We start from the raw sequence: 20,415 nt of genomic DNA on the forward strand, positions 1-20,415 counted from the left end.
TTCGGTGAATCGGTCAGCAATGGGTATCATCGTCGCGATGCTGGCGATGCTGGTTTCGCTGGAGGCAAGCCAGCGGCAAATCTGGGCGGAAGAACCTGACCCTCAGGTCATCTCGCGAATCCAAAGGCTCTCAGGCCTATTCGACGTCGCCGATAGCGCCGAACTGGAAGGGAAGCCCTGGGTCGAGCTAGGCACCGGTCCGTACAACGCGGCCGAGCGGCATGAAGGCTGGCTGTTGGAGCAAGCGGCCGGCTTCGTTTCGATCCGGACCTTTCAAGGCGAGCTGAAGCGTTTCCCGGTACCGCCATCCGGTGCGGAACGGCCGCGCATTCATTATGACTTGCAGCAAGAGCTGGTCGACGAACAACTGGAAAAGGCCGACTATCGACTGGCCTGGCTCGTCATCCCCTCGAACGTGCAGAATCGAGCCAGCTCGGTTCTCCGAATCGAACGCCGTAAAGCAGCCCACATGCGTCGAGCCGACGGCGTGCTTGAGATTGCCCGCTACGCTTATATCCTGCTAACGCAAGGCGACCTTGAGCAAGCCATCGAGATGTACCAGTTCGCGGAAGAAACCTATCCCAGATATCTGAAGCGGCTTGGTGTCACTGGCGAACAATATTCCAACTTGAACCAGTTTGTGGGGACGCATTACGCTCGCACGCTTCGCAATGATGCTTTGGCCCAGCGTTCCGAGGAAATCACGGACGAACAGATGCTCGAACGTTGGCTCCGCATTTCACGCGTGCCGGACAACGTCGACTACGAGCACGTGGTCTCGCTGGTCGAAGGGTACGTCTTGCTGGCTGGCGATCGCGATCCGTTTGAATCGGTCGTTGAAGTTCCCGACATGAAAGGGTGGAGCAAATCGCAGCAGGCGGAGTTCTGGGTTTCGGTCATTCATCGTCAGCCATGGCCTAACGATGGCATGACCGACACGCAGAAATCGATGAACGGGATCGTACAGCTCAAGGAACTTGGCCGCGCGGCGTTGCCGGCGATCGTCGGCCGGATGGACGACATCCGCCCGATGAAAATCACCACCTACTGGATCCGCCATAATGAAATGGGCTACTGGCCGATGCGCTGCAGCGATGGCTGCGTGCGACTGTTTGAAGAAATCACCGGCCATTCGCTTTACAGCCGGGAAGGCAAAATCGGGTATCCCAGCTACGACGGTATGGTGCCCATCTGCCGAGACAATGCCCAAAGATGGCTCGAGAATAAACGGGGACGTTCGAATTTGAGTGCCTCCAGCAGCCAACCCTAGGGCTACTGGATCATCATTTCTTCTTCGTCCGAAACCGAGAGCTGGATTTCGCCAGCATCTTCCAGACGACGCACGATATCGACGATCTGCTGCTGAACCCCTTCGACTTCCGACAGCTTGACCGAGCCGAGGAAGTCCATTTCTTCCAGCAGCATTTCGCCGGCACGTTTCGACATGTTGCCGACGATCTTGTCGCGCAAGTCCTGGCTGGCTCCCTTGAGTGCCATGGCCCACTGCGAGGTCTCGACGTTCTTGAGGACCGCTTGGATGTCTTTGTCGGCCAGCTTTTGAATGTCGTCGAAGACGAACATCAAGCGGCGAATTTCTTCGACCAGGTCTGGATCTTCCTGCGAGAGATTCTCGAGCAGGGCCTTGCCGGTGCTGCGGTCGGTAACGTTGAGGATCTCGGCCACGCTGGGGATACCGCCGGCATTTTCGAACGACTGGCTCATCACGCTGGCCATTCGATCTTCCAGCCCGCGTTCGACCTCGCGGATCACCTCGGGGTTGGTTTGCCCCATATTGGCAATGCGGCGAATAACCGATAACTGCCGCTCGGCCGGTAAGCCCGAGATCAACTCGGCACCATACGAAGCAGGCAAGTGAGACAAAATAAGGGCGATCGTCTGCGGATGCTCGTCCACGATAAAGGTCAGTAAGTTCTGACTATCGACCTTCCGCAAGAAGCCAAAGGGAACCGATTCGACCGACTGGCGGACGTTGTCCAGCGTTTCAGTCGCGTTCTTTCCCAGGGCCTTCGTCACCAGGCTTTTCGCCAGGTTGATCCCACCACCACCGCCTCCCAGTTGGTTGGGATTCTGCTCGGCGAAGGCCAGAATTGCGGCCTCTTGCTCGGCACCGCTCAAGTTGTCGAGCTGGGCGATCTCGATACAGACCGCTTCGACCTGTTTCGGCGTCAACTTCCCCATCAACTTCGCAGCTTCATCCTCGGGCAGCGTCATCAAAATGATGGCAGCCTTGCGGAGCGCTGGGTTCGAGAAGTGCTGGCTTGGGTCGCGTTTGGCCATGGTAGTCGACAGGGGACGACAGGAAATGAGAGGCTCGTGTATCCGTATTGATCGACAAGTTCGACTTTGACGATTAGTCAAAATCGCTCGGCGGCTCAACTGCTAGCATTCAAGCCATCCGAAAGGAGAGCCGTTAAATGCAAAACGGCAGCCGAATCCCACTGGGTTTCCGCTGCCGCGTCGATCTCAGGACCGGGTCGGGCCTGAGAGTTTTTAAATTAGATTCGATGCTTAGGCCATGACCGGCAGCGGGGTGAAACCAACCTTCAAGGCCATGGGGCCCCAAGGGCAGTCGAACGTCACGGCGATCGGCTTCACTTCCGATGGGAAGCGAATGTCAGGCGGGTGACCGACCACAACATTTGGCAAGCTGATCGAGAGCTGGAACTCTTCCAGTTCCGCCTTGGCCGAGCCTGCCACCATGTTGGCGATTTCACCGACGGCATCGACAACGTCGTCCGTCAGGCCATCGAATTCGCTGGGTTCCATCATCAGCATTGCGGCAGCCGCGTGGACCGCGACTTCCTGCGACAACAAAACTACGACCGAACCTTGGGCACGTCCAGAAAGGCCGATCACGCCGCTAACCTCAAAGCGTTCATTGACCTGATCGGCCATGCACAGCTTGTCCCGTTTAATAGAACAACCAAGCATGGTGTCGAAGGTGACAGTCGTAGAGCGGATGAACGGGTTGATGTATTCGACCAGCATGTTGGACACCAAGGTTCTAGGTGACTACTTTGACGCGACACTACCGTCTTCATTGGCTACGACTTCGACGCGTGGCGTGAAGCGGTTGTGGCTCGGAAGACTCCCAAAAATAGAGCGCTCACACGCGCGGTCAAACAGAAATTGCTCACGTCAGTGCTGTTTTTTGCCACCCCGATCGAGGAATGCAAAATTCGTTCAGCGGCATGTAGCAAAAAGGAAGGCATGCCAAATCGACCGTAGGGATTGCAACGATTGTCCGGCCCGATTTCACTAAGAAAACTCGCAATAACCCCACTGACCGTAATTTTCGTCAACTCCGACCTTCAGAGCTTCGGGTTTCCACTGCAATCGGCTTTCAAGCAGGGACAGTAACTGTTGACCAATCCATTGAGCCAGCAATTCGGTCGTGGTGTTGGGGATCTCCAGCAGTACGCATTCTTCCTTCGGAAAAACCCACCGTCGCTCCTCAAAGGTCGCCGTCACTTCCTTCTCGTCCGAGCGAACCTGGATGGTCGGATGCTGTGTGGGTAACAGCATTCGGTGATCGAGTCCGTTGACGATTTCCTGCAGCGAGTCTCGCAGGGCAATGAAATCGACGACGTAGTGATTCTCGTCCAGCGGCCCGTGCAGTTCGACTTCGACCTTGTAGTTATGTCCATGAATACGCTCGCAGATGTTGCCACCGAAGGTAATGAAGTGTCCCGCGCTGAATACCAGGTGATCTTTGGTCAGTTTGACCCAGTGACGAATCGGCATGGGGCGAGATCCTCGGCGAAGGGAAATGCGATCGACTAAACAAACGGGGCGACGATTTGATTCTGTCGCAAGCAGACCAGCAGGCCGGCCGCGATCAGATCGGCCGTGGTCCCGGGATTTCGCTTGTGACCATCGCAGCGGAGCCAAAAGTCGAGATTGGCTAGTTGCTGCAGGTAATCGTCCTCGAACGGCGGCCCGGCATCGATCACCCGCCGGGCCATCACGGCACATTGCTGAGCCAATTCTGGCCCATTCTTTCTGGCGATCAAGGTATCCGGAAGACGAGCCATCAACGCGATATGAGCATGCACAATCCGATGGCTGAGCGGAAGCTTCTGGCGGCTTTCATCCAGCAGCAGTGGGACCACCCAATCAAATACGTCGCTAAATCGCTGGACGTACTGACGCGCCACCAGATCGCGATCTGCCGCGATTTGCATCGCCTTGACGATATGCGACGGGGCCGTGCCGGAGACATCATGTTCGTCCGACTGTCCCATCCCGCCAGGCGTGGCCAGACGGATCGCTTCGTAAATTGCGGCGGCATCGTCGGCGGTTGATTGCCGAATGACTTCCGCGGCACCTTCCTGCAACTGGGTTTCATCCGCTGCGGCCACCAACGGTGCCATCAGCAAAATCATGCCCAGGTTCGTGTTGGTTCGTGTGACCAGTGAAGTCGCCTCGACCGCTTGCAATACCAGTTGTCCCAGCGGCAACGTCTTGGCCTGATCGAAAATCGGACCGATCGCGACCGCACTGGCGAGAAAGTCTTGCAGGGTGACATCTTCAAAATCAGCGCTGCGATGGACGTTGCCAGGTTTCGGAGCGCACACTTCGAGTGTGCAAGCCAACGTTGCCAGTTGGCCGATCGAGAGCCTTTTGGAATCGCTCATCGTGGCAACTCGGCCGCGGCGGCTTCCGGCTCTTCCTGCAGAAAATTGCGGAGCAGCGGCTCGATACGTTCGCTGGCGTCTTCCACGACGTAGTGACCACAGTCTTCGTAAACGGTGGCTCTGGCAGTCGGCCAGATCGTTTGAAACCTTTCAAGGCATTCCATGCGGAAGCACCAGTCTTTCGCGCCCCAGATCAACTGGATCGGCAGGTGCGAAAGAGAAGGCAGACGCTCTTCCATCTGCTTCAGCACGCCATACGTCGGATGGCTGGTCGACAGCGGAATGTCCTGCACGAAGCGAGCCGTCGCGATGCGGTTGTGATAGTTGTCGTACGGGGCGATGTACCCGGCACGAACGTCCGGCGTGAACTTCTCAGGCTTTTCGGTCGCCATGGTCAACGCTGGTCGGGCAAAGGCATTGAACGTGCGAACCATCCATGGGCCAAGCCCTGGAATACGACACGCTCGAATCCGTAGCGGACAGTATGGCGGCGGAAACGCACCGGTGTTGAACAGCACCAGACGAGCAAATCGATCAGGCCGCGCGAGAGCCGCTCCGAGGCCGATCGCACCGCCCCAGTCGTGCACCAGCAAATTGATGTCGCGCAGATCGAGCTGGTCGATCAACGTGACCAGGTTATCGATATGCTGCTGCAGGCAATAATTGTAGTTCTGCGGCTTGTCCGAAAGACCACAGCCGATGTGATCGACGGCGATCGTGCGATACTGATCCCGAAACTGCGAGACGATATTTCGCCAATAGAACGACCAGGTCGGGTTGCCATGCACCATCAAGATCGGCTGGCCGGAACCTTCGTCGACGTAGTGATACCGCGCATCGGGCAATGCCAGGTAATGCGACGAAAACGGATATAGCTTGCGCCAAGCGGCCGACTCGGACATGGTCTATTCGAGGTCTCGCGAAAGGATCGAAACCCCTAGTTTACCGGTTCCAAGCGAGATCACTAGGTGGCGGCCCACCTCAGCCACAGGGCAGGGGGCGGGTTCGCTTTCGCGACCAACCCACGCAGTTGGGGGCCAGTGCTACGGCACGTTGGCCATCTTGGCCCGCTTTTGCCAGAAATCGCGGGCTTCGCGCTGCAAATCGATGATCTCGTTTCGCTGGTCGCCATCGGGAAGATCGATGTTCATTGCCCGGCGAAAGACCCAGTCGCGGAAGAATTCCGACGCCGATTTGCTGATCCGAGGCTGTCCGTTCGCTTCGACAAAGAAGGGAGCGGTCGTGGCGTATTGATAATAGCCCGACTCTTCCGTCACGACACGCACCAGAAACCATCCCGAGTCGCTGAATTCGAGCGGCGGCAGAATCCCACGTCGGTCCTTATATTCGTCGAGCGAGACCTCGATCTCCTTCTTGCCGTTCTTGATCACTTCCAGATAGGCAATCCGCTGCCGCGTGGCGAGGCTCAAGGCGATCTGAAATTCGTGCTTTTCGCCGATATTGATCGGGAAAACGTGCCCCGGCGGATACCCTTCAACGCTCGCCCTTAACAACGGACCGTTGGTGACGAACAGATTTCCGGCGTCGATCGCATCCCACCAGGCATCGGGCGAATAGGTCCCTTCGACCTGGGCGTACACGCGATCGAGTCGCGATGACTCGGCGTCTTCATTGGTGCCATTGGCAGCAACGGGAGGGATTCGCACCCCAGTTTCCAGCAGTTTGTAATAGATATCGAGTGCCAGCCGAGCCTTGCCGGTGACATCTCCCTTGCGGATTTTGCCTGCTTCTTCGGCCAGCGGATGCTTGTCCGAGAATGTATAGCCTTCGATTTCCGGGCCTAAAATGGCAATCGAATCGAGCAGATCGTGCGAGATCCACAGTGGCAGGTCCGGTTCCAAAGGACTGGCCGCGGTGACGTGAGCCTTCTTCAAATCGGCCTCGAAGAACGTTGCCGCAGGGTACTCTGGCTGCAGCCGCTGCACCGGCAGTGGTTCGTTCATTCGAGAGAACCACAGCTTGCCGCCGGCTCGGGCATCTTCGCCCCCCATCTCCCACAGAGAACGAAATGTCCCGAATTCATCGCGTAATTTGGTGATCGGTCGCCCGGCCCACGGATTGATTTGATTGTTCCAGGTGATCTGCGTTCCCAGCACCAAATCGTCGGCCAGCATGATCGTTTCCAGGTCTTTCGTGCCACCAGAAAGTGCCACGTTGCCGGGATACCAGCCCTCCTTCTTCATGTCGATGAAGCGTTTCAGTTCGATCGTCCGGTTGTCGGTGTCGCCAGAATTGAGGATGAACGATCCTTCCATGAAGGGATATTCTGGCCCGGCATCGAGACGAAAGTTGTATGGCCCTGGCCGCAGTTTCATCTTCAAACTGCCTGTGAAATAGGCCGTTCCGTCGATCATCAATGCCCCGTCAATTCGCTGGGCTTTTTCGCGAGAGTTCAAAATCCGAATCTTCGCCGAGCATGGCAGTTGCGTCTCGGCATCGACCACGCGCAATTCGTATTCGGCGTAGGCAGCCAGCAAAATGGTTGGCATCAGCAGCAGTGCCGCCAGGGCCAAGCAATGGCGAAGGAAGACGAATACCGAAGATAAAAGCATGGCAAAGACAGCTATTTGAATAGGCGGCGCGTGTGCCGCTTGATCAGATATGGGATAATCGGCCGCTCTCCCCAGAGCGGCTTCCAAGTATAGAATAGCTTGCAGGGGGTTCCGCCGGATGCTTTAAATCGGGCGAAACGAACCCTGCTAATGTGTTGGAAGTTGTTTTCAGAACATCAGTTAGGCGAAATCGTAGAAGTTCATGGCTGAAGACTACTATCAAATTTTGGGCGTTTCTCGTTCCGCGACTCAGGAAGAGATCCGGAAGGCCTACAAGAAACTGGCTCAGAAGTATCATCCCGACCTGAACCCCGACGACGAGGCTGCGAAGACCAAGTTCAAGGAAATTCAGAACGCCTACGACGTCATCGGGGATGCCGAAAAGCGGAAGAAGTACGACCAGTTCGGCAGTAATTACGAACACATGGGAGCCGGCGGACCGGGCGGCGGTCCTGGTGGTTTCCACCAATGGCGATCGCAAGGTGGTCCTGGCGGCCCCGGAGGATCCCAGTTCGAGTTCGACCTGGGCGATCTCTTCGGCGGAGGTGGCGGCGGAGGCTTTGCCGACATGTTCGGTGGCGGATTCGGTGGAGGCGGCGGAGGTCGTCGTCGCCAGGCGCAACCGATGCGGGGCAACGATCTGCAGCACGACGTGAACGTCCCCTTCAAGCAGGCAATGGAAGGTGGCGAGATCAACCTGAACGTTCGTCGTCCCAACGGCGAAATGGAACGGCTGACCGCCAAGATTCCTCCTGGCATCGAAGATGGCAAGAAGATCCGTCTTCGCGGCCAAGGCGATCCGAGCCCCAATGGCGGACCGGCAGGCGACCTGCTTATTCGGATCCACGTCGACGCACATAAATACTTCACCCGCACCGGCAAAGACTTGGAAGTCACTGTTCCGATTACCCTGGGCGAAGCACTGCTGGGTGGCTCGGTCGATGTTCCGACGCCGGCTGGCACCGTCACTATGAAGATCCCCGCAGGCAGTTCCAGCGGACGACGCTTGCGTGTTCGCGGCCAGGGCGTGCCGGCTGCTTCTGGCGAACCTGGCGACCTTTATGTCGTGCTGCAGGTTGCCATGCCTGAAAATCCGACCGAAGAACTGAAGGAAGCGGTCGAAAAGTTCGCCAGCCAGCATCCGGAAGATCCTCGCAAGGACCTGCGCTGGTAAGTGGAAGGCATGCGTGTGACGGAAAAGTCTCAACGATTTTCGGCCGAGCTTCGTTTGAAAACGCCGGCCGATTTCGACGCGGTATTCACCCGCCGATCTTCCGCCGGCAACGGCTGGCTGGTGGTCTATGCGGCCCGCAACGATCTGGGAGTCTGTCGTTTGGGCCTGGTCGTGGCCAAAAAGAAGATCGGCAATGCCGTGCAGCGGAATCGCTGGAAGCGGCGACTACGCGAAGTGTTCCGCATCAATCGCGAGAAGCTTCCCCGTGGGTTCGACTTCGTGGTGCTGCCCCAATCGAAGATGCATCCTGGCTTTGCTGACCTCGAAAATGGACTGGTGCAGCTGGCCCATCGCGCGGTGCGGAAATGGAAACGCAACCACGGAAGCACCGGGCAACCTTCTTCTGGAAAGCCCAGTCCATGATGTTTCTATTTGCCGCCAGTCGGGCTTTGCTGGCCGAAGTGATGATCTTCCTGGTGCGGTGCTATCAATACACCCTCAGCCCCTGGGTCGGTCAGCAGTGTCGCTTCCAACCAAGCTGCAGCAACTACTTCATCCAGGCCGTCCGTAAATACGGACCGGTCTCGGGAGCGATCCGCGGGGCCTATCGCATCCTGCGCTGCAACCCACTCTGTAAGAGCGGCTTCGATCCTCCATAGCCACCCAACGGCTATCGCGCAACAAACGACGCCCGATCTCTCGCTAGCAGCGCCCCTTGGCAAAGTTTGCCGGTTACGCAAAAGATTCCACTCATCTCCACCGATACATGAGAGTGTGCTTTCGCAGAGATGCGGAAGGGGGAGCAACCATCTTTGCTGACTGCCAGGGAGTGGCATCCGCGATGCGGCTGTACGGGAAGAAACTTGTCGCGCTGATTACCGTCGCAATCTTGCTGAAAAGCGGGTGCGTCTCGGTTCGCTACGACGATGTCCACTTCCCCGATCAACCGACGATGGCGACCTGTGCCGCTCCGGAACACGCCATGCCAGCACTTGGATCGGTGACCGATCCGCAGCTCGAGCCACCTCCGGTTCCGCTGCTTTCGGAAGTGACCGAGGGCGAAATGGCTGAGGAAGTTGCCAAGCCACCGGCAAAACTTGCCGAACTGGCCATGGCACCTGCCGGCGAAGCTTGCGAAGGAGACTGCCCGCCCGAGTCGAATGGTATTTCGCTCGGATGGCATCATCGCCTGAAAGCGTTGTGGTGGATGCATCGTGCTAAGAAAGAGGAACGCGTTCCGGCGGTCGCCCCGCTGATTCCTCCTCACTCGCGATTCAATCCGGTTCCCACCCACCCGGTCTTCTCGAACCAGGTGATCTATACGGACGAGCAGCCGCGTCCCTTGCCATCGAAGATGGCCAAGCCGATGCCGCAGCAGATGCCTACCCACGACCGTATGACCGAACAACCTTCCGGCGACGAAAACGCGCCAAAGACGCTGGACGAAGATCTGCGTGTCGCCACACCGATCACGCTGAACGCACCCGTTCGGCCAATCTCGAGCAAGTGGAAGTCGATCGAACTCGAATAGTTCGGGCTCGTTTCCCTTCATTCTTGACCGCCGCGAATGCTTGCGCGGTACGAAACATCCAACTCGACCGATATGCAGTCGCTGCGCTGGCATGGACTGCATTACCCAGACCGCACAATTAGCGCACAAAGGGCCTTCTTGCTGGTAATCTAGGTCGACTCTGCGGCCCAACCCGGGAGGGATGAAGGGACCGAGGGGAGACTTCCGATGACACCTTTCGGCCCGCTAATCCATCTCTCCGCCTGTCGAAAGCAACGATCGGAGCTGCGGTGCCATTCCAACAGGTATCGACGACGCTCCGGGTTGCCGAAAGACGAGAGATCTATGCGTTCACCCTCTATGAATAACCTCGCCGTTCGTCTGTGCTGGCTCTTGCTCGCAGCTACGGTGTGCTATTCGCCTGCTTTCTCCGGCAGCTTCGCTCACGCCTCCGAGCTTCGCATGACTCCGATCGTCAAGGCGGTCCAGTCGGCGAAGGAATCGATCGTGAACATCCACGGGCACAAGACCGTGGCCGCTGTCAGTGCTGTCGGCGGAGATACCCCACGCCAGGTGAATGGCATGGGTACCGGTGTCATCATTGACCGTCGCGGATTCATTGTCACCAACCACCACGTGGTCGATGGCGTTCGCCGCATTCAGGTCACCTTCAATAACGGCGAAACGCTGATCGCTCGCCTGATCGCGCACGACCTGACGACCGACCTGGCCGTGATTAAGGTCGATGCCGAAGATGAACTTCCTTGCATCACCATTGGCAAGTCGACCGACTTGATGCCCGGCGAAACGGTCATCGCGGTTGGCAACGCCTACGGATACGAAAACTCGGTCACTCGCGGGATCATCAGTGCGTTGCACCGCAGCGTCCAGGTCACCGAGAACCAGAAGTACGACGACCTGATCCAGACCGATGCCAGCATCAACCCAGGCAACTCGGGTGGCCCGCTGCTGAATATCGATGGCCAAATGATCGGGATCAACGTTGCTGTCCGCGTCGGTGCCCAGGGCATCGGCTTCGCCATCCCCGTCGACACCGTCATGGAAATCTCTTCCCGCATGATGTCGACCGAACGCATGAGCGATCAGTATCACGGCATCCGCGGCAAGACTCTGTGGGAAAACGACCGTCCGGTCTTCAAGATCACTGGCGTCGAAAAGGACAGCCCCGCCGACGCAGCTGGCCTGCGAATTGGCGACACCCTGACCGAGCTGGCCGGCCAAAAGATCGAACGCCAGTTGGACGTCGAACTGGCCCTGCTGAACCGCACCCTCGGCGAAGAAATCTCGCTCAACGTCGACCGCTCGGGCGAAAGCGACAAGCAACTGGCGATCGTGGTGAAGAGCCTCAGCGGTGCCACCAACGTTTCGGACCTGGCATGGCGTACGATGGGAGTGCGAGTCAAATCGATGCCAGAACGAGACTTCGCCCAGTTGGCCACGCGTTACCGTGGTGGCCTGCAAGTGGTCGCCGTCCGAGCTGGCAGCCCAGCGGAACTGGAAGGTATCCAGATCGGCGACATCCTGGTTGGCATGCACGACTGGGAAACGATCTCGTACGAGAACCTCGACTACATCTTGAAGAACAAGTCGGTCACGCAACGAGGTGCCATCCGGTTCTACATTCTGCGAGAACGGGATACCCTGTACGGCGACATCAGCCTGGCAGCCACTCAGCAAATCACGCAACGATAAACTACCGGGCTCTGGCTTCGCGGCCAGGCACCACTCAGGGCACGACTAACCTTCCTGCGGTTGGTCGTGCCCTGAGTGCGTTCTTGGGACAAGTTTCCCGGCACCGGTCGCACCCTTCGGCAATCGCCGCCGCTGACTTATAATTGCGGCGGTTTCTGGTTTCCTCCTTGGGAAGGGTTTGGTTCGTGGAACAGGCGTTCCTTCAGTTTCTCGCCAATCAATCGACCTCGCTTGCCGCTGGCAGCGTCGGGATCGGGGACGATGCCGCCATGCTGTCGTGGGGGGCCGAGCAGAAGCTGGTGGTCTGCACCGACTTGATCTCGGATGAAACCGACTTCCTGCTGCACGAAGTCACCCCGCAGCAGATTGGTCGAAAGGCGTTGGCGATCAACCTGAGCGACATTGCGGCGATGGCCTGCGAGCCCGTAGGAGCACTACTCACGCTGCTTCTGCCGCAAGGCGAGTCCTCGCTGGGCTTGGCGAAAGGAATCTACGAGGGAGCCGCTCAGCTCGCCGAAACGTATGGCTGCCCCATCATCGGTGGCGATACCAACAGTTGGCCCGGCAAGGTCGCGGTGAGCGTAACCGTCTTGGGCCGCTGTCCCGGCCCGCAGCCGCTGCTTCGTCAAGGAGCCCAACCTGGCGACGCGATCGCCGTCACCGGCAAGCTGGGAGGAAGCATCCTCGGTCACCACCTGAGTTTCGAGCCACGTATTCGTGAAGCGTTGGAGTTGCACCAGAACTTTCATCTGACGGCCGGCATGGATATTAGCGATGGGATTTCGATCGACCTGCCGCGACTCTGCCAGCAGAGCAGGGTAGGGGCCGAGATCGATGCCCGCCTGCTGCCGATCAGCGACGCCGCCCACCAGCGGAGCAAGCAAACCGGCAAACCAGCCTGGTGGCATGCCTTGAACGATGGCGAAGACTTCGAACTGCTGTTCACCTTGCCCGCCGAGCAGATGGATCGCCTCGCCACCCAGTGGACCGAAAGCGTTCCGGTAACCAAAATAGGTACCGTTCGCGAAGCATCTCCCCTGATGCTGATCGATCTGGAAGGGACACGCCAGCCCCTTTTGCCAGAAGGTTTCTCTCACCAATAACCCCACCGACCGCGATGAGCACGATTACCTGGGAAGCATCCAGCGAAGAACAAACCCAACAGCTTGGCCACGTCCTGGCCGACTTGATTCCGCCCGGGACGGTCGTTTCGCTGAATGGCACGCTTGGTGCCGGCAAGACTCGCCTGGTCAAGGCGATGGCCTCGGCGCTGGGGATTCCGGCCGAAGACGTGATCAGCCCGACCTTCGTCATCATGCAGCGTTACTTCGGCGGCAAGACGCTGTATCACTTCGACGTCTATCGCATCAAAGACGACGACGAATTTCTGGAACTGGGTCCGGAAGAATACTTCGATTCCGAAGGCATCACCCTGCTGGAATGGGCCGACCGGGTCGCCAACTGCCTGCCGCGTGATTATCTACGAGTCGATATCGAAGTCCTCGGCGAGACGACGCGCATGTTCACGATCGCTTCGGTGGGGGCGGAACTGGAGAACATTCCGCTGCAGGTGAAAGATGCCCTGGAAGCCACCGGCGCCGCCTAGGCTGCCAGTGGCTCGTTCTGGCGAGAGCCGGTTACAAGATGAACCGGCTCAGGTCTTCATCTTTGCTCACATCGTCCAGACGCTGCTTGACGTACGCCGCATTGATCTCGACGGTGGCGTACCGCATATCGGGGGCTTCGAAGCTCAGTTCCTCAAGCAGCCGTTCCATGATGGTATACAACCGCCGGGCACCGATGTTCTGCGTCGTTTGATTGACCTGGAACGCATACGACGCGATCTCTTCCAGGGCATCTTCCGTGAAATGAACGGCGACTTCTTCTGTCTTCATTAGTTCAACGTATTGTCGCATCAGGGAAGACTTCGGTTCGGTCAGAATTCGCACGAAGTCTTCCTTGGTCAAGTCCGAAAGCTCGACCCGAATCGGAAAGCGACCTTGCAGTTCCGGCATCAGATCGCTGGGGCTGACTTTATGAAACGCCCCGGCGGCAATGAACATCACGTGATCGGTGTTGACGTAACCATACTTGGTTTGAACCGTCGTTCCTTCCACGATCGGCAACAGATCGCGCTGCACACCCTGCCGGGAAACGTCGTTGCCACCTTTCCCTTCGTTGGCCACGATTTTGTCGATCTCGTCGAGGAAGATAATCCCCAGGTTCTCGGCCAGCTTGATCGCCGCTTCGTGAATCCGTTCTTTATCGAGCAGCGCCTCGATCTCTTGCTCGACCAATACCTTGCGAGCATCGGCGACCGTCATCTCGCGACGGGCCGTGTTCTTGGGCATGATTTTCTCGAGCATGCCCTGCAGATCCATGTCCATCTGCTCCATACCCATACCGCTGAGCATGACGGGCGAACCCTTTTGTTCGATCATCAACTCGACGTTGCGGTCTTCCATTTGACCTGCTTCGAGCATCTGTTTCATCCGTTCGCGCGAACGCTCGTGCTTCTCGATCTCTTCCGGTTCAGTCGCCGTGTGTGGTGGCCGAGGCGAGATCAGCAAGTCGAGCAAACGTTTCTCGGCTCGTTTCTTGGCATCCTCTTGAACCGCTTCCTTCTCGGTTTCTCGGACGATCGCAATCGCATTGTCGACCAGTTCGCGGACCATGCTTTCAACGTCGCGACCATAGTAGCCCACTTCGGTGAACTTGGTCGCTTCGATCTTGATGAATGGAGCCCCGGTCAGCTTCGCCAGTCGGCGTGCGATCTCGGTTTTCCCGACGCCGGTGGGACCGATCATCAAGATATTCTTGGGCGAGACTTCCTGCTGCAGTTCCCCGGGCAGGTTCTTGCGGCGCCAGCGATTCCGCACGGCGATCGCCACGGCCCGCTTCGCTTCGTTTTGTCCAACAATGTCGGCATCGAGCAGGCCGACAATTTCTCGCGGAGTGAGGTCCTGATTCGTCGACGACATTAAACGGCCTCCACGCGATGAATTTTGATGTTGTCGTTGGTATAGATATCGATGTCGGCGGCGATCTTCAAACTGGCCAGCACGATCTCTTCAGCCGAGAGCGAACTATGTTTGACCAATGCCTTGGCCGCCGCGGTGGCATAGTTTCCGCCAGAGCCGATCCCCAGGATGCCGTCGGTCGGCTGAATGACGTCGCCGGTCCCGGAAAGGAGCAACGTCTGCTGGGCATCGACCACCACCATCAACGCTTCCAGGCGACGCATCGCGCGGTCGGTTCGCCACTGCTTGGCAAGCTCGGTCGCGGCTTTGGGGACATTGCCGGGATAATCTTTGAGCATCGATTCAAAGCGTTCGAGCAATGCGAACGCGTCGGCAGTCGAGCCGGCAAATCCACACCAGACCTTCCCACCCAGCAACGGGCGAATCTTCGAAGCGTCGGATTTCATGACGCTGGTGTTCATGGTAACTTGGCCATCGCCGCCGATGGCAACTTCGCCATTGTGACGAACCGCCAGAATGGTGGTCGAACGAATTCGCATGGGGTAGTCCTCGCGAGCTTTCTCTGCGATTGCTAGGCTGATATCAGATGCGATGTATTTTGTCGCATATTTCCCCCAGCGGCTAGGAGCGTCTACCGCTGATCCCCAGATTGAACACGCAATCATGCCTGAACCGATTATAAATCCACTGCTGATGACTCCGCTGAACACCGTTTTGCTGGTCATCGATATGCAAGAAAAACTTGTTCCGCTAGTCGACAGTTCGGAGAAGGTTTTGTGGAACGTCCGGCGTTTGATCGATGGTGCCGGCATCCTCGGTGTGCCTGCTTTGGGTACCGAGCAGTACCGCAAGGGACTTGGTGCTACGGTCGCTCCGCTGGCCGAGAAATTGGGCGAGATGCCTGACAAGTTACACTTCAGCGCGTGCGATGCCGTCGCCAGCCAATTGCAACAGCTCGAACGTCCGAAGGTGCTGATCTGCGGGATCGAAGCCCACGTCTGCGTACAACAGACGGCGCTCGACCTGGTGGCATTGGGCTACGAAGTCTTTCTGGCGGTCGATGCCGTCAGTGCACGTTTCCGCAAAGACAAGCGAATCGCATTACGACGGATGGAATCGAGCGGCGTGACGCTCACCACCGTCGAAGCCGCCCTGTTTGAATGGTGCCGCGTGGCTGGCACGCCGGAGTTCAAGCAGATCAGCCAGTTGGTTCGCGAAGAAGGGCCTTAGTCTCAGCCGACCAAGGCAATCCGCCCAGGTAATGATCGAAGTGCTGCTTCAGCTCTTCCGATCGCTGGTGGGTCCACCACTCGCAGAAAGCGTTGGCTTTCTCTTGGTATTGGACTCTCTCGTGATCGACCAACCGCGAGAGGAAGTCGGGAAACTTCTTCGTCGACGTCTCGGCCTTCCAGCGTTCGATCTTTTCGATCGCCGTGTGATGATCGTTGATCACGCCTAGCTTCGACTGCACTTCTTCGAATGCCGGGTACAGCTCGTTACGGAAGACTTCCGGAAAACCGCTCTCGACCAGTTCCAACGCGTAACGGGTCTTTTTGCCTTCGATCCGCATCTGATGCAGCGACTCCGGCGATTCGCTGAGCTGTTGGGCGAAATGAAAGAAGCGTACCACCAGTGGTTCCAACAGCGTCGGAGCAATCTGAGCGAGCGTTTCTTCGTCGGCCACTTCGCGCCAACGAGTTCGCTTGACGACCCCCTTGAACTTCTTGGCAATCCCTTCCGATTTGGCCCACTTGGCGACATCCACCAACTTGGGCTGGGCGTCCTTGCGAAGCTTTTGCAGAAAGGTCAGCACTTCTCGTTTGTCGTCATCGCCGATCTCGAACTTCGCCTTGCGAATTCGCTTCATGAAGACATCGAGGTCGCGTGGATTGCCGGCGGCCTTTCGCAACTTCTGCGTGACTTTACGAACTTCGGCCGTTCGTTTGAGTGGCAACAGCGAAGCGAACAGTTGCAGCGTCGATTGAGTCCGCCGTGACCAGGTTCGCAGATGATGAACGTACTCGACATCTTCCTTCCAGCGGTTGGCCGCCAGGGGAAGGTACTCGAGCATCCGCTCCGAGCGGGTCGCAATCGCCGCGCGTGCCACTTCCGAAATCGGTTGATCGTGGCCAGCCTCACCCAGCCATTTGTCGACTTTCCCCATGACTAGCTCGCTGTGCTCGACACGGTACCGTTGGCAGGTCGACGAAGACCGAAACGGATGTCGGTGTTAAAGGCCTTGCAGAACAACTCCGTCCGCGACCGGGCTGCCCACAAATCGACTTCCGGGTCGCCCGTGGCTTCGATCGAAACGAACACATGGTCTGGCTGACGGGTCACTTCCACCCGCGAGACCTGCTGGCGATGGCTGCGATCAAGCGCGCCGGCCACGCGTAGAATCGCGGCAAGCTGCTTCACACGGGTCTGATCCGATTCGCTCAAACGGGTGAAGTTACCATGCTTCTTCTTCGGGTTCGCGCCTCGATGGTACCGCGCCACGTTGGCCACAATTTCCAACGCATGCCGCGAGAAACCGGGCAACTGGCTGTTGAGAATCAGGCTGTAGCTATGCTTGTGGTGCTTTTCGTAGTTGATCAGATAGCCGACATCTTGCAGCATGGCCGAAGCATAGATGGTGTCGTCGTCCGTTTCGCGGAGATCGAACATCGGCGTCATTTGCCGGAACAAGCTGACCGCCAGGTTGGCGACATGTTGCGTATGGACCATGTCGACCCCGCAACTCCGCGCGAACGTTTCCATCGCCTGTTGTCGCTGCTGCTCTTCGGCGGCTGTTTTCTCAGGCGAATCGGGACGCATGTCCTCGATCATCGTCAGCATCAGCCCGTCCCGAATACCACGGTCGTGGATTCGCAGCGTGTTGACGTCCATCCGGTGCATCAGCCGGTCGATGATCGCGATCCCGGCCACAATGATGTCGGCCCGGTCGGTGCTCAGCCCTGGTAGCGCTTTCCGCTGCTTGAGGGTCATCTTGCTAAGCGTATCAAGCGTGTGACTGACGTCGGCTCGATGAATGCGATAGCCCCATTCCATCTGTCCCACCTCGCCGCGCTGCATCATCAAGATGCTGGCCAGCGTGGTGAAAGTTCCACCGGTACCAAACAGTACCTGCGGAACAAAAGGTCGCTTCTTCAGCAGGGGCTTCAGGTCGCGGTCGATACCGGCGATCAGCCGCTTGAAACTGTCGGGGGTGGTGAAGAGTTCGTCATTGATGCCGTACTGTTCCGTGACACGCACACAGCCGAGCTTGGTCGGGACGATCTCTTCAATGTGTCCACCACACGCGAACACAATTTCGGTGCTACCGCCGCCAATATCGGCGATGGCGACATTCATGTCGCGCACATCAAAGGCCTGGGCAACGCTGCGGAAGGCGAGCTGACCTTCCATGTCGGCCGAGATGACTTCAATATCAATTCCGGCTTCGTCTTTGGCACGCTGGCAGAACTCGGCACCGTTCGAGGCTTCGCGCACGGCGCAGGTCGCGATGGTCCGAATATCGTGGACGCCGAAGCCTTCCGCGATCTTCTTGAATCGACGCAGCGCTGCCAGCGAATCTTCGATGGCTTGCGGATCGAGCTGGCCATTGACTGCCAGGCTGTGGGCCAGCCGGGTCGATTCTCGTTCTTCGTCGAGGATGCGATAGTCGAGCCCCGACAAGACCTGGGAGACAACCAGCCGCATGCTGTTGGAACCGATGTCGATCGCCGCGCAGCGAGCCTGGTCTTCGCCACCATCGGGCGAAGCGGCGACGTTGGCATCAGTTCCGTCTGTCGTAGATTCAGGCGCGTGTTGGGTCATGTTGTCGCCATCCTTCCAGCAAAAGTTTGTCCCGTCCGATACCCACCAGGGTGCGGAGTCGGCACAATATCCAAGGCAGATTTCCGCGAGCCCCTTCGACCAGCCGCCTGGCTGGGCATCCGCTGCGAACCATTTGAAAGAGACCACCGATGAAACGATTGATCCTGATGCGGCACGCCAAGAGTTCTTGGGAAGATGATGTTGCCGATTTTGATCGCCCTTTGAATGGTCGTGGATTGCGCGACGCACCTCGCATTGCGGAGGCACTCGCCCAGCGAGGTTGGTCCCCCGACGTGGTGATCCACTCGGCCGCACTGCGAACCACGCAAACCTGGGAGCTAATGGCAAGCCACTTTCCCGAAGTTCGCAAGGTGGTCTCCTCGAAGTCGTTGTATCTTGGCTCGCTTCCCGACATTCAAGAGGTCGTGGAAACGCTTCCCCCAGACTGTGGCACCTCATTAGTCATCGGGCACAACCCAGGTTGGGAATTAGCGGTTCATCAATTGTCGAATCAAAACCAGCGGATGACAACCGCCAACGCTGCGTTATTTGAGATTGTTGCCGACAACTGGGAAATCCTGTTCACCATGGATGCCACTTGGCGTTTTGTCGATATCTTGCGCCCCAAAGGACTTGATTCGTAGGCCAATCACTTCCCCTACAGGTGGGATGGCGCAACATGCCCAAGGTTTTTTTCTCGGACGGCAGTTTTCCGGGCATCGTGTGCAAGGGTAGGGCCTCTGCCGCAACAGACAGCTTTGCGGCGCTGTGCTGCTCACTTTCCGTTTGTGCTCGACATTTGGCGGTGCGACTTCCAGCAAGGCCCTCCTTTCCCCAGGAACGGAGATGCCTAAATTGGGAAATATCCGCCGCTTAAGACGGTGTATCGCCCCACCGGCCCACTCAGATAGGTGGCCGGGATCACGTCGATTCGTAGATCACAACTTAGAGGAAGTTCGTTCATGTCCCACCAGGTTTGTCTTCTCTCAGGCGATGGTATCGGTCCTGAAATCACGACAGTCGTGCAAGAGGTCGTGAAAGCTGCCGGTGTCGACATTCAATGGGTTCCCTGCCAGGCTGGCCTGAGTGCCTTCGAAAAGTATGGCGACCCTCTGCCTCAAGAGACGCTCGATAACATTCGGCAGACCAAGGTCGCGCTCAAGGGGCCTTTGGCGACCGCCAGCGGCAAGGGCTTTCGCAGCGTGAACGTTGCCCTGCGAAAAGAACTGCAGCTCTACGCCAATTATCGCCCGGCGCGTACGCTGAAGGGGGTTCCAGCTCCGTTCGATGACGTCGACTTGATCGTCGTTCGCGAGAATACCGAAGGGCTTTACAGCGGTCTGGAACACACGGTCATCCCAGGCGTGGTCGAAAGCTTGCGTGTGATCACCGAAGTCGGTTCGCGCCGCATCGCCAAGTTCGCCTTCGAGACCGCTCGGAGCCTGGGCCGCAAGAAAGTGACTTGTATCCACAAGGCCAACATCCTGAAGCTGAGCGACGGGCTGTTCCTGGATACCTGCAACGATGTTGCCAAGGATTATCCAGACATTCAGTACGACGACTGCATCGTCGACGCCGCTGCCATGAAGATGGTCATGAACCCGCACCAATTCGACGTGCTGGTGATGGAAAACCTGTTCGGCGACATTCTGTCCGACCTGGCCAGCGGCCTGGTTGGCGGCTTGGGCGTCACCCCAAGTGGTAACCTCGGCACCGATGCCGCCGTATTCGAGGCCGTTCACGGAACCGCCCCCGACATCGCCGGCAAGGGCCTGGCCAACCCAACCGCACTGCTGCTGAGTTCGACCATGATGCTGAAGCACATGGGCGAAACAGCCGCTGCCAACCAAATCGAGTCCGCCCTGTTCAGCGTGCTGGAAGAAGGCAAAACGCTGACCGGCGACATGAAGGGCTCGGCCACGACCAGTCAGTTCTGCGACGCCATCATCGCCGAGCTGGGTGCCAGTTAAGCGGCCCATTGGCTGCA

The 20,415-nt window shown here is 57.9% G+C and carries 21 protein-coding genes; 11 read left to right on the forward strand and 10 right to left on the reverse strand.

The features are described from left to right. Positions 1 to 4 precede the first annotated feature (4 nt). Positions 5 to 1,270, forward strand: coding sequence for a hypothetical protein (locus tag AB1L30_RS05865; RefSeq protein ID WP_367012499.1), 1,266 nt, complete (start codon positions 5 to 7; stop codon positions 1,268 to 1,270). A gap of 2 nt (positions 1,271 to 1,272) precedes the next feature. Here the strand turns inward: AB1L30_RS05865 and fliG are convergent, their stop codons facing one another. From fliG to AB1L30_RS05895, 6 genes are all read right to left on the reverse strand, one after another. Further along, positions 1,273 to 2,298, reverse strand: a complete 1,026-nt coding sequence (fliG, locus tag AB1L30_RS05870) for a flagellar motor switch protein FliG (protein ID WP_367012500.1) — start codon at positions 2,296 to 2,298, stop codon at positions 1,273 to 1,275. Between the two features lie 231 nt (positions 2,299 to 2,529). After that, the gene (locus AB1L30_RS05875) at positions 2,530 to 3,009 is read right to left on the reverse strand and encodes a chemotaxis protein CheX (protein ID WP_367012593.1); all 480 of its coding nucleotides are present in this window, start codon (positions 3,007 to 3,009) and stop codon (positions 2,530 to 2,532) included. A gap of 270 nt (positions 3,010 to 3,279) precedes the next feature. Further along, entirely contained in the window at positions 3,280 to 3,765 is a 486-nt protein-coding gene (locus AB1L30_RS05880) for a 6-pyruvoyl tetrahydropterin synthase family protein (RefSeq protein WP_367012501.1), read from the reverse strand. A gap of 35 nt (positions 3,766 to 3,800) precedes the next feature. Then, a complete protein-coding gene (locus AB1L30_RS05885; RefSeq protein ID WP_367012502.1) occupies positions 3,801 to 4,658 on the reverse strand; it encodes a triphosphoribosyl-dephospho-CoA synthase in 858 nt (285 codons plus the stop codon). Continuing rightward, positions 4,655 to 5,560, reverse strand: a complete 906-nt coding sequence (locus tag AB1L30_RS05890) for an alpha/beta fold hydrolase (protein WP_367012503.1) — start codon at positions 5,558 to 5,560, stop codon at positions 4,655 to 4,657. Before AB1L30_RS05890 ends, AB1L30_RS05885 begins: the two co-directional genes overlap by 4 nt. A gap of 141 nt (positions 5,561 to 5,701) precedes the next feature. Continuing rightward, entirely contained in the window at positions 5,702 to 7,231 is a 1,530-nt protein-coding gene (locus tag AB1L30_RS05895) for a hypothetical protein (RefSeq protein ID WP_367012504.1), read from the reverse strand. 202 nt (positions 7,232 to 7,433) lie between these two features. Here AB1L30_RS05895 and AB1L30_RS05900 point away from each other — a divergent pair, with 202 nt between their 5' ends. The 7 genes from AB1L30_RS05900 (at position 7,434) to tsaE (ending at position 13,234) form a co-directional block, all read left to right on the forward strand. Then, the gene (locus tag AB1L30_RS05900; RefSeq protein ID WP_367012505.1) at positions 7,434 to 8,405 is read left to right on the forward strand and encodes a J domain-containing protein; all 972 of its coding nucleotides are present in this window, start codon (positions 7,434 to 7,436) and stop codon (positions 8,403 to 8,405) included. Positions 8,406 to 8,414: 9 nt separating this feature from the next. Continuing rightward, positions 8,415 to 8,828, forward strand: coding sequence for a ribonuclease P protein component (gene rnpA, locus AB1L30_RS05905; RefSeq protein WP_367012506.1), 414 nt, complete (start codon positions 8,415 to 8,417; stop codon positions 8,826 to 8,828). Next, complete coding sequence (gene yidD, locus AB1L30_RS05910; protein WP_345095669.1) at positions 8,825 to 9,064, forward strand: membrane protein insertion efficiency factor YidD; 240 nt, start codon at positions 8,825 to 8,827, stop codon at positions 9,062 to 9,064. The genes rnpA and yidD overlap by 4 nt, the downstream gene beginning before the upstream one ends. 182 nt (positions 9,065 to 9,246) lie before the next feature. After that, positions 9,247 to 9,936, forward strand: coding sequence for a hypothetical protein (locus AB1L30_RS05915; protein WP_367012507.1), 690 nt, complete (start codon positions 9,247 to 9,249; stop codon positions 9,934 to 9,936). Positions 9,937 to 10,260: 324 nt separating this feature from the next. Further along, a complete protein-coding gene (locus tag AB1L30_RS05920; protein WP_367012508.1) occupies positions 10,261 to 11,628 on the forward strand; it encodes a trypsin-like peptidase domain-containing protein in 1,368 nt (455 codons plus the stop codon). Positions 11,629 to 11,813: 185 nt separating this feature from the next. Continuing rightward, entirely contained in the window at positions 11,814 to 12,731 is a 918-nt protein-coding gene (locus AB1L30_RS05925) for a thiamine-phosphate kinase (RefSeq protein ID WP_367012509.1), read from the forward strand. A 14-nt stretch (positions 12,732 to 12,745) separates the two neighbouring features. Beyond that, entirely contained in the window at positions 12,746 to 13,234 is a 489-nt protein-coding gene (gene tsaE, locus AB1L30_RS05930) for a tRNA (adenosine(37)-N6)-threonylcarbamoyltransferase complex ATPase subunit type 1 TsaE (protein ID WP_367012510.1), read from the forward strand. A 31-nt stretch (positions 13,235 to 13,265) separates the two neighbouring features. On the opposite strand, the gene hslU is transcribed toward tsaE, so the two are convergent. Both hslU and hslV read right to left on the reverse strand, forming a co-directional pair. After that, a complete protein-coding gene (gene hslU / locus AB1L30_RS05935; RefSeq protein ID WP_345095679.1) occupies positions 13,266 to 14,609 on the reverse strand; it encodes an ATP-dependent protease ATPase subunit HslU in 1,344 nt (447 codons plus the stop codon). After that, positions 14,609 to 15,148 (reverse strand): ATP-dependent protease subunit HslV, encoded by a 540-nt coding sequence (gene hslV / locus AB1L30_RS05940; RefSeq protein WP_367012511.1) that lies wholly within the window; start codon positions 15,146 to 15,148, stop codon positions 14,609 to 14,611. The genes hslU and hslV overlap by 1 nt, the downstream gene beginning before the upstream one ends. A 124-nt stretch (positions 15,149 to 15,272) precedes the next feature. Here hslV and AB1L30_RS05945 point away from each other — a divergent pair, with 124 nt between their 5' ends. Further along, on the forward strand, positions 15,273 to 15,839 hold the full coding sequence (locus tag AB1L30_RS05945) for an isochorismatase family protein (protein WP_367012512.1): 567 nt from the start codon (positions 15,273 to 15,275) through the stop codon (positions 15,837 to 15,839). Here AB1L30_RS05945 and AB1L30_RS05950 read toward each other — a convergent pair. After that, positions 15,808 to 16,773, reverse strand: a complete 966-nt coding sequence (locus AB1L30_RS05950; protein ID WP_367012513.1) for a CHAD domain-containing protein — start codon at positions 16,771 to 16,773, stop codon at positions 15,808 to 15,810. The two genes, AB1L30_RS05945 and AB1L30_RS05950, sit on opposite strands and share 32 nt — an antisense overlap. Positions 16,774 to 16,775: 2 nt before the next feature. Beyond that, on the reverse strand, positions 16,776 to 18,428 hold the full coding sequence (locus AB1L30_RS05955) for a Ppx/GppA phosphatase family protein (protein ID WP_367012514.1): 1,653 nt from the start codon (positions 18,426 to 18,428) through the stop codon (positions 16,776 to 16,778). Between the two features lie 149 nt (positions 18,429 to 18,577). Between AB1L30_RS05955 and AB1L30_RS05960 the strand changes: the two genes are divergently transcribed. Beyond that, positions 18,578 to 19,072, forward strand: coding sequence for a histidine phosphatase family protein (locus AB1L30_RS05960; RefSeq protein ID WP_367012515.1), 495 nt, complete (start codon positions 18,578 to 18,580; stop codon positions 19,070 to 19,072). 318 nt (positions 19,073 to 19,390) lie between these two features. After that, a complete protein-coding gene (locus AB1L30_RS05965) occupies positions 19,391 to 20,398 on the forward strand; it encodes an isocitrate/isopropylmalate dehydrogenase family protein (RefSeq protein WP_367012516.1) in 1,008 nt (335 codons plus the stop codon). Positions 20,399 to 20,415: the final 17 nt, after the last annotated feature.

The sequence above is a fragment of the Bremerella sp. JC817 genome (assembly GCF_040718835.1).
Classification (GTDB): domain Bacteria; phylum Planctomycetota; class Planctomycetia; order Pirellulales; family Pirellulaceae; genus Bremerella.